The organism is Stutzerimonas kunmingensis, from assembly GCF_014764705.1.
Lineage (GTDB): Bacteria > Pseudomonadota > Gammaproteobacteria > Pseudomonadales > Pseudomonadaceae > Stutzerimonas.
In genome coordinates this window covers 199,288-213,489 of record NZ_JACXXG010000001.1, presented here as the reverse complement: position 1 = coordinate 213,489, position 14,202 = coordinate 199,288, and the positions used below count along the sequence as shown (strand labels likewise).

General features: G+C 64.1%; 12 protein-coding genes. 11 read left to right on the top strand and 1 reads right to left on the bottom strand.

Going from position 1 to position 14,202, the window contains the following annotated elements:
- The first annotated feature begins 136 nt into the window (after window positions 1-136).
- Complete coding sequence (locus IEG05_RS01040) at window positions 137-457, top strand: hypothetical protein (protein WP_191121505.1); 321 nt, start codon at window positions 137-139, stop codon at window positions 455-457.
- 1 nt (window position 458) lies between these two features.
- Window positions 459-917 (top strand): transcriptional regulator, encoded by a 459-nt coding sequence (locus tag IEG05_RS01035; RefSeq protein ID WP_191121504.1) that lies wholly within the window; start codon window positions 459-461, stop codon window positions 915-917.
- Window positions 918-1,158: 241 nt separating this feature from the next.
- On the opposite strand, the gene IEG05_RS01030 is transcribed toward IEG05_RS01035, so the two are convergent.
- Window positions 1,159-2,643 carry a sensor domain-containing diguanylate cyclase gene (locus IEG05_RS01030; RefSeq protein WP_224742621.1) on the bottom strand — a complete coding sequence of 495 codons (1,485 nt, stop codon included), beginning with the start codon at window positions 2,641-2,643 and terminating at the stop codon, window positions 1,159-1,161.
- A 245-nt stretch (window positions 2,644-2,888) separates the two neighbouring features.
- Between IEG05_RS01030 and IEG05_RS01025 the strand changes: the two genes are divergently transcribed.
- The 9 genes from IEG05_RS01025 to IEG05_RS00985 all read left to right on the top strand — a co-directional run bounded on the left by IEG05_RS01025 (window position 2,889) and on the right by IEG05_RS00985 (window position 14,129).
- Window positions 2,889-3,821 (top strand): ABC transporter substrate-binding protein, encoded by a 933-nt coding sequence (locus tag IEG05_RS01025; RefSeq protein ID WP_125896897.1) that lies wholly within the window; start codon window positions 2,889-2,891, stop codon window positions 3,819-3,821.
- The gene (locus IEG05_RS01020; RefSeq protein WP_191121503.1) at window positions 3,815-6,205 is read left to right on the top strand and encodes a putative bifunctional diguanylate cyclase/phosphodiesterase; all 2,391 of its coding nucleotides are present in this window, start codon (window positions 3,815-3,817) and stop codon (window positions 6,203-6,205) included. The genes IEG05_RS01025 and IEG05_RS01020 overlap by 7 nt, the downstream gene beginning before the upstream one ends.
- A gap of 89 nt (window positions 6,206-6,294) precedes the next feature.
- Complete coding sequence (locus IEG05_RS01015; protein WP_224742620.1) at window positions 6,295-6,792, top strand: RNA polymerase sigma factor; 498 nt, start codon at window positions 6,295-6,297, stop codon at window positions 6,790-6,792.
- Between the two features lie 197 nt (window positions 6,793-6,989).
- Entirely contained in the window at window positions 6,990-8,513 is a 1,524-nt protein-coding gene (locus tag IEG05_RS01010) for a pyridoxal phosphate-dependent decarboxylase family protein (protein WP_191121502.1), read from the top strand.
- Between the two features lie 11 nt (window positions 8,514-8,524).
- Window positions 8,525-9,844, top strand: coding sequence for a lysine N(6)-hydroxylase/L-ornithine N(5)-oxygenase family protein (locus tag IEG05_RS01005; protein WP_191121501.1), 1,320 nt, complete (start codon window positions 8,525-8,527; stop codon window positions 9,842-9,844).
- Complete coding sequence (locus IEG05_RS01000; protein WP_191121500.1) at window positions 9,841-10,995, top strand: MFS transporter; 1,155 nt, start codon at window positions 9,841-9,843, stop codon at window positions 10,993-10,995. The genes IEG05_RS01005 and IEG05_RS01000 overlap by 4 nt, the downstream gene beginning before the upstream one ends.
- Window positions 10,992-11,579 (top strand): GNAT family N-acetyltransferase, encoded by a 588-nt coding sequence (locus IEG05_RS00995; RefSeq protein ID WP_015275595.1) that lies wholly within the window; start codon window positions 10,992-10,994, stop codon window positions 11,577-11,579. The genes IEG05_RS01000 and IEG05_RS00995 overlap by 4 nt, the downstream gene beginning before the upstream one ends.
- Window positions 11,576-13,384 (top strand): IucA/IucC family protein, encoded by a 1,809-nt coding sequence (locus tag IEG05_RS00990; RefSeq protein ID WP_191121499.1) that lies wholly within the window; start codon window positions 11,576-11,578, stop codon window positions 13,382-13,384. The genes IEG05_RS00995 and IEG05_RS00990 overlap by 4 nt, the downstream gene beginning before the upstream one ends.
- Window positions 13,368-14,129 carry a siderophore ferric iron reductase gene (locus IEG05_RS00985; RefSeq protein WP_191121498.1) on the top strand — a complete coding sequence of 254 codons (762 nt, stop codon included), beginning with the start codon at window positions 13,368-13,370 and terminating at the stop codon, window positions 14,127-14,129. The genes IEG05_RS00990 and IEG05_RS00985 overlap by 17 nt, the downstream gene beginning before the upstream one ends.
- The last annotated feature ends 73 nt before the right edge of the window (window positions 14,130-14,202 follow it).

Below are 14,202 nucleotides of genomic sequence, written 5' to 3'. Positions count from 1 at the left end.
CGAGCTGACTGTGATGCGCGCTACAAAAAAGGAAAGAAATTGGGAATGCGATGGATGGAAGTGGTATCAGATACCAAAGCCGTTGCGAAAGTGGTATCAGATACCTATACTCGCCGGCTAAGTCATGGGGGATTTCATGGCTAAAGTCATGGAAATGGCTAGGCATCCCAGGCGCGTTCTTGAGCAGATCCGCCGCTTCGCCACCGAAGATATGGGCAAGGTAGTCTATCAGGCTAACCTCAACCAGACCATGAAGGGTCAGGCCGTCTATATGGCTGAGATCTGGGAGTGTCTAGAGCACGGTGACATCATGGAAGAATACATCTATTTTGAAGAAACCGGCACTTACGCAAAACTGGTATGTCATACCAGTGACGGCACCATCTATGTGGATGTTCATATGCTAAAGCCCGAAGGCCAACTTCGTGTTCTTTTCGCAACGAAAGAGGAGGACTGACATGTCTGGCATGTTTCATTACGTAGCATGCGGCCTACCCAACGTCTGGCTCGCCAATGGCTATACCGAGACTACTGACGGTAGTGGGGATAGCTATTTCAACATTGCGGATATTAAGGAGTTGCATACAGCAATCGCCCATTCGCTCGTCGAAAAAGAAAGCAGGTTGACTGGAGCCGAGTTTCGTTTTTTGCGCTCTGAGCTGAAAATGTCCCGCAAAACGCTTGGGGAACTCATTGATTACACAGCAGATGCGGTCAAGAAATGGGAATACGGCGAAAATCCTATTCCCAAATTGGCGGACGCGAATCTCCGGAAGTTTTTTCTAGAGATCCAGCACGAGGGCGGAGAGATACGTGCTCTGCTAACCCAGATCAAGAATCTTGAACGCCAGGAACGCAAGCTCTGCTTCACTGAGACCCAAGCGGGCTGGGAAGCACAGATTGACCAGTGCGCCTAATTTGCGCCGAGCCCCGCACCTTGCGGGGCTTTTACTTCAGCCCGCCTCTCTACCCTAACGCAAGCCATCTGTAGTCAACGACGTAAGGCTAAGTGGCTTAACGAATCAAAGCAGTCACGCGCTAGATATATGTGGGAAGGAATGTGGGGGCACATAGCATGAGAACTGATATTTTCTTTATTATCAGAAGCTTATGTTCATTAAAAGCCGGCCACAAGCCGGCTTTTTTATTGCCCGCGATTTAGCCTTCCGCTTCGTCCTCCGGGCGGCCGACGCGAACCTGGTTTCGACCTCCGTGCTTGGCGTCATAGAGCGCCTTGTCCGCCCACGCGATCAACTGATCGATCTCATGCTGCCCGGCATGCGTCTGGGCCACGCCGATGCTAACCGTGATCCCGATGTTGCCCGCTGCGGTCGTCAATGGCGCCTGCTCGATGGCCATGCGGATCTTCTCAGCCACACTGCGTGCGCCGTCGAGATCTGTATGCGGCAGTGCGATTGCAAACTCCTCTCCACCGAGACGGCCGAACAGATCGTGCGCGCGCAGCATGCTGGCGCATGTCGCGGTGAACTGCTTGAGCACCGCGTCGCCGATCGGATGGCCGTGCACATCGTTGACGCGCTTGAAGTGGTCGATGTCGAGCATCAGCAGGCTGAGGCTTTCATCGTGGCGGCGAGCCCGGGCAAGCTCGGCTTCCAGGCCGGCCAGGAACGATCGACGGCTGCTCACCCCCGTCAGCACATCGGTATTGGCCAGCTGCGCCAGTTGATCGTGAGCCTGACGCAGCTTTTCCGTGCTCTGGAAATAGCGGTTGCTCAGGACGAATATCAGCAGCGCGACCGCCGCCAGCAGCAGCGAGATGATGCCAGCGGAGGCAATCAGCAGCTCCCGGCGCTCATCGAACGCAGCCATGAAATCCTTCGGCGACAACAGCACCACGACCACGACCCCATCATCGGCGAGCCGCCGGTAGGCGCCCAGACGATACTCACCATCGATCGCGCTCACCCCTTCGTAATAACCGCGCGCAGGGGCATTCGGATCGAAATAGGGCTTGTCTTCCGGCACCTTGAAACGCCCGTAACGACCGACGACGGGCGCTCCCGCGGCAATCGCACGCAAGCTGCGATCAGTGCCAACCAGCGCGATGCTGCCATTGGGGCCCACGTTTATCTGCTGGTAGTAGTCAGCGAAGAAGCTGGTGGGAATGGAGAGCACCAGAACGCCGGCGAATTCACCGTCTTGATGAATGGGACGAGTGAACTGGATGGTCCACTGTTTCGACACCCTGCCCAGCACCGGCTTGCTGATGAACAGGCGGTCTTCCCCGGGGTGGTCCCGATGTACGCGGAAATGCTCGCGATCACTTAGATCCACAGGCTTGATATTCGCGTCGAGGTTGGAAAAAACCAGTCGGCCGTCCTTGTCGATCACTGCCAGTTGCGTGAGGAAATTGCCATAGACAGCCAGCTCCTCGTCCACATAACTGGCGAAATCGGCGTGCTCCAGCACGTCTTCGCGCATATCCAGGAGCACGGTATCCATCAGTCTTATCACGCTGTGCACATGCGCCTCGAAGGCGGTGGCCAGGTTCATCGCGTCGTTGCGCGCGGCGTCCGTGGCGAGGACGCGCTCGTGCTTTATCTCATTGATAACGAAGACCCACATTGGCACCAGCGTCAGGGTCAATATGAGTGCCGCCAGTAGTCCTGCCTTGCGTTTCAAGCTTCCGCTCCGTCGCGTCCTACGCGAAGTTCTTGTTCTGGAAGCTACCAGACGCGCGCTTGTGCCCGCCGGACACGTTGTCGCAGCTCAGCTGCCACGTCCGCGCAGCAGGCATTACGGCCCAGGTCATCGCGTTAACGGCGAGTTCTCTAGTGCACTCGGTGGGAATACCCACTGCTTTAGCAGGGATTCCCGTGACCGTACAGTTTCGCTATGGTGGCATACAGGTATCACGGAGTGATCGCATGGTCCGGGGCTCAATCATATTGCTGATGTTCATCGCCTTGCTCGGCTGCCAGCCCGACCCGGACGCCGTCCGGGTCGGCAGTAACCGCTGGCTCGGCTATGCCCCGTTCTATCTGGCGGACGAACTGCACTGGACGGCGCCGAGCGGCGTTCGCCTGGTCGAGTACCCAACCACCACCGGCGTGCTGCGCGGCTTTCGCAATGGCATGCTGGATGCCGCCATGCTGACCCTGGACGAAACGCTGCTGCTGCAAGCCAGCGCCGATCTGAATCTGGAGATCATCCTGGTCACCAATGTTTCCGCTGGCGCGGACGTCCTTTTCGCCCGCGCGCCGATAGCCACCCTCGACGACCTGCGCGGCCGGCGAATCGGCGTGGAGAACACTGCGCTCGGTGCCTATTTCCTCTCCCGCGTGCTTGATCAGGCGCAGCTGACCATTGCAGACCTGGAGGTGGTCAGCCTGCCGGTTCATGAGCAGGTCGAGGCGTATGCCGCCGGCCGTGTCGATGCGGTCATCACCTTCGCCTCGGAAGGGCCAGCGCTGGAGGCCAGCGGCGCGCGCCGCATCTTCGACAGCCGCCAACTGCCGGGCGAGATCGTCGACGTTCTGGTCGTCGATCGCCAGCGGGTCAATCCTGAGCAGCGCAGGCGCCTCAGAGCGCTCTGGTTCGACGCCTTGCGCGCCTGGCAGGAGCAGCGCGCCAAGACCGACCCACACCTGCTCGCACGCCTGGGCCTGACGCCCGCTGCGCTGCAGGTCACGCTGGACGGCTTGCTCATGGGCGATCGCGCGGTCAATCGCGAATGGCTCCGTGACGGCCAGCTACACCGCAGCATCGAACGTCTGAACCAGTACATGGGCGAACGACAACTGCTGAACAACGTCCGGCATGAGGGGCTGGTCCCCCGCTGTGAGGTGCTCGAATGCTGACAAGATTGTCGCTGCGAAAATCGCTGCCCCTGCTGCTGGGCATCTTCGGCCTGATGTTCACGGTGCTCCTGACCACCTGGCACCTGCCGACGCGGATCGAGGAAACGCTTACCGACTGGCGCGACCACACCGCGCAGCACCTCGCCCTGCTGCAGAGCAGCCTGAGCGACCATCGCCGGCTGGGGCGCAACGCCGAGCTGGAGACGGAGCTGGCCGATCTGGCGAGCCTGGAGGGGGTGCGCTGGGCAATGGTGATCGGCCCTGACCTGCAGATAATCGCCACCACCCGGCTGGGCCTGACCGCCGAGCGGCTCGAGCTGATCGACGCTGCCGCGCTCAAGGCCCGTGTCGACAGCGGTCGACCCGCCTGGGCCGGCGAAGGCGCGCGACAGCTGGCGATCTACCCGCTGGACCGTGTCGCACAGGATGGCACGCCGGTGCGCGAAGCGCTGCTGGCCGAATACGACTTCACGCCGATGCTCGCGCAGACCAAGCGTGACGCCTGGTTCTATCTGGCCCAGACCCTTACGTTATTGCTGCTGCTCGGCCTGATCCTCAACCGCATCTACGGACGCCTGCTGACGCGCCGCCTGGCGCGCATCGACCAGGCCGCACGGCAGTTCGCCATCGACCAGCGGCCACAGGCCCTGGCGGTGGCCGGCCGCGACGAGATCGGCCGGCTCGCCGCCACCCTCAGTCGCATGATGAACCAGCTGCACGAGCGGCAGCTGGCCCTCAGCGAAAGCGAACAGCTGCTACGCGACCTGATCGACACGGCGCCGATCGGCATGCTGGTGGTCGACCGCGAGCTGCGCGTGCTGCAGGCCAACCCGGCGGCTGCCGCCCTGTTCGGCTGTACCCCGGAGGAGCTCATCGGCAACCTGCCGGGCGACCGCCTGGCAGAGAGCGATGCCACCGCGCGCCTGCGCAGCACGCCGGCGAACACCACGCTGGAGCTGACCGGCCGCCGAAACGGTCAGGACATTCCGCTGGAAATCAGCTGCACGCCCTTCCAGCGCTACGGCGTGCGCCATTTCCTGGTCCTGCTGCGCGATATCAGCGACCGACTGCGCGCCGAACAACGGCTGCGCTTTCTCGCCCACTTCGATCCGCTGACCCAGCTGGCCAACCGCAACTACCTGATGCAGCGCCTCGACCAGCTGTTGGCAGCTCGCCTGCCGTTGAGCCTGCTCTACCTCGACCTGGATCACTTCAAGCGCATCAACGACAGCCTCGGCCACGAAATAGGGGACAAATTGCTGATACAGATCGGCGATCGCCTCGGCCAGCTGATGCCGGAAAAATCCCTGCTTTCGCGCAACGGTGGCGACGAGTTCATGCTGTTGCTCGACAGCAGCGATGCCCGGCGTGCGGAACAGCTGGCGAAAAGCATCATCGAGCGTTTCGAGCTGCCGGTGCGCATCGGTCAGTACGAGTGCTTCGTCAGCCCGAGTATCGGCATCGCGGTCAGCGACGGCCGGCACAGCGCTACCGAGCTGCTCAAGCGCGTCGACCTGGCTCTGTATGCGGCCAAGGACGCCGGACGCAATCGCACCGTCATCTATAACGAAGCACTCAGCGACGCAGCCGCCAGCCGCCGTGAGCTGGAGCAGGCGCTGCGACACGCCCTGGATCACGAAGAGTTCGTGCTGCACTACCAGCCGCAGGTCAACGCCCAGGGTGAGCCAGAAGTCATGGAAGCCCTGCTGCGCTGGGCTTCGCCGGACCGCGGCCTGGTGCCGCCCGGGGAGTTCATTCCGGTGCTGGAAGAGAGCGGCATGATCATCGAAGCGACCCGCTGGGTGTTTCGCGAGGCCTGCCGCCAGGCTTGTCGCTGGCACGCCATGGGGCATGCGCTGCGCATCGCGGTCAACCTGTCGCCACTGGACTTCCGCCAGGCGGATCTGGCCGGCAGCCTGCTGGCGATTCTTGAGGAAGAAGGCGCATCGGCGAGCATGCTGGAACTGGAGGTCACCGAGAGTGCGCTGCTCGAAGCCGATGAGCATGTCCAGCAGACCCTCGGCCGCCTGAAGGCCGCCGGACTGCCGCTGCTGCTCGACGACTTCGGCACCGGCTACGCCTCGCTGACCTACCTGCAGCGCTTCCGCTTCGATGGCATCAAGATCGACCGCGAGTTCGTCAGCGGGCTGCCGGATAGCGAACAGTCGGTCGCGCTGGTGCGCGGCATCCTCACCATGGCCAGCCACCTCGGCCTGCACGTGGTCGCCGAAGGCGTGGAGAACGAGCGTCAGGCGGCGTTCCTGCGGCTCAACGGCTGCCCCAGCTTGCAGGGATTCCACTACGCACGGCCGCAGCCGGCAGCGCAGTGCCGCCTGCAGCAGAACGGTCGACCGATCAACCTGCAGCTGCCGCTGGACGGATAAGCACCGACCGGCGTGCCAGCATTAAGCCTGCAATTGCGAATAGTTCGCGTCTGGGATAGTTTCGTTGCCCCTCTCGGTGGCACGCTCCCATGCGCGACAACAACAAGATTTCCGATTCCTGCCTGCAGTGTTACGTCCATCATCGCCAGCAACTGGTCGCCCACCTCACGCGCCTCGGCGGCTGTCGCACGCTGGCCGAGGACCTGGCGCAGGATGCCTGGCTGAAGCTCGCCCAGGTCATGCCCGAGCAGCGTCTCGACAATCCCAAGGCCTATCTCTTTCGCATCGCCACCAATCTGCTCCGCGACGCCATGCGCCATCGCGCCTTGCTCGGTGCATCAGACGAAGCTCCGCTCGAACTCATCGAAGCCGTGCAGGCCGACCCTTGCGGGCTGGTTGAAAACCACTGCGCGCTGCAGTGCGTGCTGCGCCAGCTCGATGACCTGCCGCCGCGTTGCCGCGAGGTGTTCGAACTGGCCCGGCTGGAAGGTCTCAGCCAGGCCGAGATAGCCGGACGCCTTGGCATCTCGGTGAATACCGTGATCGCCCAGCTGGCCAAGGCGCGCCAGCGGCTGGAGCGGCCGTAACTTTTTTTCTTCGACGCCGTAATGGTTTTTCCGCGCTGATTCGTCTTGCCTGTGCCCTTGCGCAATTGAGAGTTATTCTCGATTAAACGGCATCCTCGCAGATGCTTTCGTGCGGTCCAGCCGCCAGACAAGAAACCACCGAAGCCGCGAAAACGGCCCGCTCTGGGTCGCGGCCGCGCTCGGCCCGAGGAATGTGCATGACCCCGTCCAGTACCGTAGTGCCCTTCGCCCCCGGCCCCGTCAGCAACGGGCTGTTCACCCGCAGCAATCACGATGACTACCGCCAGCTCATGCAGCAGGGGCTGAACCTGGTGCAGCAGTGTCTGCAGCGCCAGCAGCAGCCGTTCAGCGGCATCCTTCCACAGGAACTGGCCGCCGATTTCGAACGCGTCGATCTGGAGCGCCCGCTGGGCGACGCCGGTGCCGCGCTACGCGAGCTGGATCAGCTCTACCTGCGCGACGCGGTGTACTTCCACCACCCGCGCTACGTCGCCCACCTCAACTGCCCGGTGGTGCTGCCGGCGCTGCTCGCCGAAGTGCTGGTGTCGTCGCTCAATTCTTCGCTGGACACCTGGGACCAGAGCGCCGGCGGCACGCTGATCGAACAGCGCCTGATCGATTGGACCTGTGAGCGTATCGGCCTCGGCGGCCAGGCCGACGGCGTGTTCACCAGCGGCGGCACCCAGTCCAACCTGATGGGCCTGCTGCTGGCCCGCGAGCATGTCTGCAATCGATTGCCGGGCCACGGCGGCAACCTGCGCCATGGCCTACCGGCCGAGGCCGTCGGGCTGCGTATCTTCGCCTCCCGCGCCAGCCACTTCAGCGTGCAGAAATCCGCCGCGCTGCTGGGCCTGGGCTACGACGCCGTGCGCAGCATCGAAACCGACAGTGCCCAGTGCATGAGCGTGCCGGCGTTGGCCCAGGCCCTGGCCGACTGTCAGCGCCTGGGCGAGCTGCCCATGGCCGTGGTCGCCACCGCCGGCACCACCGACTTCGGCAGCATCGATCCGTTGCCGGAAATCGCCGCGCTGTGCCAGCACTATGGCGTCTGGCTGCACGTCGACGCGGCCTATGGCGGCGGTCTGCTGGTCGCACCGCGCTACCGCGACTGGCTGGCCGGCATCGAACATGCCGACTCGGTCACCGTCGACTATCACAAGTCGTTTTTCCAGCCGGTCAGCTGCAGCGGTTTCTTCGTTCGCCAGCGTCAGCACCTGAGCTACATCACTCACCACGCCGACTACCTCAACCCGCGCAGCCAGACCCGCGAGGGCACGCCGAACCTGGTCAACAAGAGCATCCAGACCACCCGCAGCTTCGACGCGCTGAAGCTCTGGCTGACCCTGCGCATCCTCGGTGCCGAGCATATCGGTGCGATGTTCGAGGAGGTCATCGACCGCGCTGCCGACACCCATCGCCTGCTCGCCGAGGACCCGGCCTTCGAGGTCTTCGCCCCGCGCCTGAGCACGCTGGTGTTCCGTTTCGTCGCCCCGGGCGTGGCCGACGAGCGTCTGGATGAGATCAACCGCGAGATCCGCAAGGCGATCTTCCGCTCCGGCGCGGCGGTGATCGCCGCCACCGTGGTCGAGGGCCGCCAGCACCTCAAGTTCACCCTGCTCAACCCGGAAACCACGCTGGACGACCTGCGCACCATCGTCGAGCTGATTCGCGGCCACGGCACTCGCCTGCTCGACGGCCTACCCACCGCCGCCAACCAGTAAGGAGATCGCACATGAACAAGATGTATGACTTCATTGGCATCGGCATCGGCCCGTTCAACCTCGGCCTGGCCTGCCTGGCCGAGCCCATCGACGGGCTCGATTGCCTGTTTCTCGACCGCGCTGAGGGTTTCAACTGGCACCCTGGCATGATGCTCGACAGCGCCACCCTGCAGACGCCGTTCATGGCTGATCTGGTGACCCTCGCCGACCCCACCAGCCGCTTCAGCTTCCTCAACTACGCCAAGCAGGCGGGGCGGCTGTACGCCTTCTACATCAAGGAAGACTTCTTCCTGATGCGCCGCGAGTACAACCAGTACTGCCAGTGGGTGGTCGAGCAGCTCGACAGCCTGCGCTTCGAGCACTTCGTCCAGCACGTCGACTACCTCGACGAGCGCCGCTGCTACCGGGTGCGCGGCGTACACACGCGCAGCGGCGAGGGCTTCGAGTTCCTCACCCGCCGTCTGGTGCTCGGCACCGGCACCACGCCCTATCTGCCGACCTGTTGCGAGGCACTGGCCGAGCACGTCAGCCACAGCGGCAACTACCTGCAGGACAAGCCGCGCCTGCAGGGCAAGCGCTCGATCACCGTGGTCGGCAGCGGCCAGAGCGCGGCGGAGATCTACTACGACCTGCTGCAGGAAATCGACCGCCACGACTATCAGCTGAACTGGATCACCCGCGCGCCGCGCTTCTTCCCGCTGGAATACACCAAGCTGACGCTGGAAATGACCAGCCCCGAGTACATCGACTACTTCCACAGCCTGCCGCGCAGCACCCGGGAAAAGCTCATCGACAGCCAGAAGGGCCTGTACAAGGGCATCAACGCCACGCTGATCAACGCCATCTACGACGAGCTGTACAACCAGAGTCTCAAGGGCGAGGTGCCGACCCAGCTGCTGACCAATGCAGAGCTGCGTCGCTGCCAGCGCCTGGGCGATGGCACGCTGGAGCTGGAGTTCTTCCAGCATGAGCTGGAGCAGAGCTATCGCCACCGCTGCGATGCACTGGTGATGGCCAGCGGGTATCAGTACCGCCTGCCACGCTTCATCCAGCCGATCGCCGAGCGTATCGCCTGGCAGGCACCGGAACGCTTCGCCGTGGCGCGCAACTACAGCATCGACCGCAACGGCGGCGAGGTCTTCGTGCAGAACGCCGGGCTGGTCGATCACGGCCTGGTGACGCCGGATCTCGGCATGGGCTGCTACCGCAATGCCTGCATCCTGCGCGAGATCTGCGGGCGCGAGCACTACGCGGTGGAAACGAAGATCGCCTTCCAGCAGTTCAGTCTGCCGCAGCCGGTTACACCCCAGGGCGCGGTGGCGGCGCGATGACACTGCGACGCGCGCTAATCGGCATGACGCTGCTGGCAGTGCTCGGCGACAGCCTGCTGATGCCGTTCTACCCGCAGTACTTCGCCGAGCGCTTCGGCGAACTGCGCAGCGAGCAGGTCGGGCTGTACCTTGCCGCGGTGTGCCTGGTGGCGATGCTCGCCCTGCCGCTGTGGGTGCGCCTGTCCAGGCATGCGCATCCGCTGCGGCTGCTGATCTTCGGCCAGTTGATGGCTGGGCTGCTGGCACTGGCCTGCGCAACGATCGAGCAGCAATGGCTGTTCTGGCCGGTGTCGCTGACGATGATCGCCTTCAAGGCCAGCTATCTGCTGATGTACCCCTACGTGATGGGCCTGGTGGGGGCCGACCAGCAGGTGCGTACCATCGGCCTGCTCTCGGTGGTGGTGCATCTGGGTGCGATTGCCGGCGCGACGCTGGGTGGCGGGGTGCTGCACTACCTCAGCCCGGCGCGGATGTTCGTGCTGATGGGCCTGATGGATTTCGTGCAGATGGCTGTCAGCCTGCTCTTGTTGCGCCATGCGCCGCAACCGACTCGGGTCGATGCAAGCACGCCACCACGGCCGCGCGGGGAGCACCTGGCAATCGCCCGGCTGTGCCTGCTGATGCTGGCGTTCTACTTCTGCATCTACCTGGCGCGGCCGTTCTTTACGGTGTACTGGGAGCAGCTTGGTGGGCCCCAGGCAAGCTGGATCACCGGCCTGGTCTACGCCATTCCCGGCATGCTGGCGCTGCTCGCCCTAGCCCTGCATTACCACGCCGGGCAGCACCTGACCGCCTGGCTGCTGCTGGGCGCGGCCGGACTGGCACTGCAGGGCATCGAGCAGATGCCGCTGGTACTGGCCGGGCGCGTGCTATTCGGCTGGGCGCTGTACCAGCTCACCGTCGCGCTGGATGCACGGCTGTTCGCCCTCAGCCGGCCGGAGCACTACGGCCGCGACTACAGCCTGGTCAACATCTTCCAGAACCTCGGCGTGCTCGCCGCCTCCTGGCTGGCCGGGCTGGTGGTGCGCGATGCCGGCCTCGCCGCGCCGTTCTTCCTTTCCGCCCTCGGCCTCGTTCTCACCGCCTGCGTGCTGCGCTGGCTGCTGGTTTCAGCAGCGACGCATGCGCCCCTCTGTGGAGCCAAATCATGAATACCGCTCTTTCCCGCGCGGATGGTCCGCGCTTCGTTCGCTACTGCGCGCTTGGCGCCATGCACTTTGAAACCGTGCAACCAGAACATTTGCCGTTGCTGCATGACTGGCTGCGCCGCGACTACGCGCGCTTCTGGGCCATGGGCCATTTGAGCCTGGCGCAGTTGACCAATTACGTCGACGAAATCCAACGCAGCAGCCATCGCGACATTGCCCTCGGCATGTGCAACGGCGAGCCCGCGTTCCTGTTCGAGGGCTATCACCCGGCCCACGACCGCCTCGCCGACCACTACCAGGTGCGCCCCGGTGACCGCGGCATGCACCTGCTGCTCGCCCCCTGCGAGCGCCCGGTGCACGGCTTCAGCCTGGAAGTGATGCGCAGCATTCTCGCCTATCAGTTCGCCGACCCATTCGCTCGGCGCATCGTCGTCGAGCCCGATGCGCGCAACGCCAAGGTGCATGCCTTGAACCAGCGCGTCGGCTTCGTCTACCAGCGCCTGCTGCAGCTACCGGAAAAGGATGCCTGCCTGGCGTTCTGCACCCGCGCGCAGTTCCTCGCCACCCTTCAGGAGAATCCGCAATGAATCAGCTCGTGCACCTGCCAAACGCCGCCGGCGATCTGGCCACCGAACACCTGCAGGCCGAACATTGGGCCCGCGCCAATCGCCTGCTGCTGAAGAAAGCCCTGGGCGAGTTCAGCCACGAGAAGTTGTTCAGCCCTGAGCCGCTGGGCGACAGTCACTACCGCGTCGCAGTGCCGGACAGCTCGACCGAGTACCGTTTCAAGGCGCGACGACTGGCGCTGGATCACTGGTCCATCGTTACCGACTCCATCGAGAAACTCAGCAATGGCCAGCAACAGCCACTGGACGCGCTGAGCTTCATCATCGAGTTCGCCGACACTCTGGGCATCTCGGAAAACAACCTGCCGGTCTACCTCGACGAGATCAGCAGCACCCTGTTCGGCAGCGCCTACAAGCTCGCCAACAGCCCGCTGAGAGCCGCCCAATTGGCCCTGGCGGACTTCCAGCAGGTCGAGACCGGCATGCGCGAAGGCCACCCGGGCTTCGTCGCCAACAACGGGCGGATGGGCTTCGACGCTCAGGATTACCGCGCCTACGCGCCGGAAGCGGCGAGTCCGGTGCGCCTGGTCTGGCTTGCCGTGCACCGCAGCCGCGCCAGCTACAGCGCCATCGACGGGCTCGACCAGCCGACCCTGCTGCGCGAGGAGCTGGGTGGTCAGCTCGAGGTGTTTCATAGCCAGCTGCGAGCGCTGCAGCTTGACCCCGACGACTACCTGCTGATGCCCGCGCACCCCTGGCAGTGGCACAACATCCTCGCCATCGGCTTCGCCGCCGAGATCGCCAACCGGCAGATCGTCTATCTCGGCCTGAGCAATGACCGCTACCTGGCGCAGCAGTCGATCCGCACCTTCTTCAACCAGAGCCAGCCACAGCGGCGCTACGTGAAGACCGCCCTGTCGATCCTCAACATGGGCTTTATGCGTGGGCTGTCGCCGTACTACATGCAGGCGACGCCAGCGATCAACGCCTACCTCGCCAAGCGCGTGGCCAGCGACCCCGTGCTGCGCGACTGCGGCTTCCAGTTGCTGCGCGAAGTCGCAGCCATCGGCTATCGCAACCCGTATTACGAGCAGGCGCTGCCGGCCAGCAGCCCCTATCGCAAGATGCTTTCGGCGCTCTGGCGCGAGAGCCCGCTGGGCCACATCGAACCCGGCCAGCGGCTGATGACCATGGCCGCGCTGCTGCACAGCGATGGCGACGAACGCACCCTGCTGTCGACGCTGATCAGCGCCTCGGGCCTGACCGCCGACCGCTGGCTGCGCCGCTATCTCAACGCCTATCTGACGCCGCTGCTGCATTGCTTCTACGCCCACGATCTGGTGTTCATGCCGCATGGCGAGAACCTGATCCTGGTGCTGGAAGACCATGTACCGGTTCGCGTGCTGATGAAGGACATCGGCGAGGAAGCGGTGATTCTCGATGCCGACGCGCAGATTCCCGAGGCCGTAGGTCGCCTGGCGGTATCGGTGCCCGACGAGCTCAAGGTGCTGTCGATCTTCACCGACGTGTTCGACGGCTTCTTCCGCTATCTGGGTCAAATCCTCGATGAGCAGGTAGGCCTTCCGGAGCAGCGCTTCTGGCAACAGGTGGCCGACTGCATCGCTGACTATCAGGCCAGCCAGCCGCAGCTGCGCGACAAGTTCGCCCGCTACGACCTGTTCGCCGAGGAATTCGCCCGCTCCTGCCTGAACCGCCTGCAGCTGGGCAACAACCGGCAGATGCTGGATCTGGCCGATCCGGCCGGTGCGCTGAAATTCGCCGGCACCCTGAAAAACCCCGTCGCGCCCTATGCTCCGGAACGCTGAAACCCAATGGGCGGATGACGAGGCACTGAACGACCTGCTGCTGCGGGTGCGCAACGCCCTGCCCGGACTGGACGGACGGGTTGGCTCGCCACGACCCGACGAGCTGATGCTGGATCGCCCGCAGTCGCTGACTACCCTGTTGGCGCACTGGCAGGCGGCGCATCCGGAAGCGGGCCGGCACTACTGGGCGGCGCGCTGCTGGACGCTGTTGGTCTGGCAGCCGATCTATCTGCAGGTGCTGGCCGTACAGCTCGACGGCCAGGCACCCGAGCTGGACGGCATGGCGCAAGGTCTGCAGCAGGGCTTCGTCGCCGGTTTCTGCCTGCCGGCACACCAGCCGCTGCACGCCGACGCTCAGCGCCTGCTGCGGCATGCCGGGCAACAGATCCGCCAGTTCTGCACCAAGGCCCACGCGGCCTGCCGCACCTTGCTCGGCCTGCATCCGAAGCTCGCGCAACGCCTCGCCGCGGATTGCGTGCTGGCCGCGCTGCTGCACGCGCAACGGACCGATGGCTGCGGCAACCTGCAGCTCTGCCGTCGCGCCGATGCCTGGCTGGATGCGTGCGGCATGCAGGGCGCCAGCGGCCTGCTAGCGGTGCAGCTGACCGATGGCGGCACCCGTCTCGGCTTGCAGCGCAAGGCCTGCTGCCAGCATTTCCGCCGCGCCGATGGCGAGCTCTGCGACAGCTGCCCGAAGCTGCCGCTCGCCGAGCGCACTCGACGCCTGCGCGAGCAGCATGGTTAGCGCTCGCTGACCTCAGGCAGCATCCCGACACCTTACGCAGCTGGATACACATCACGCGGGCGAACCTTGTGGC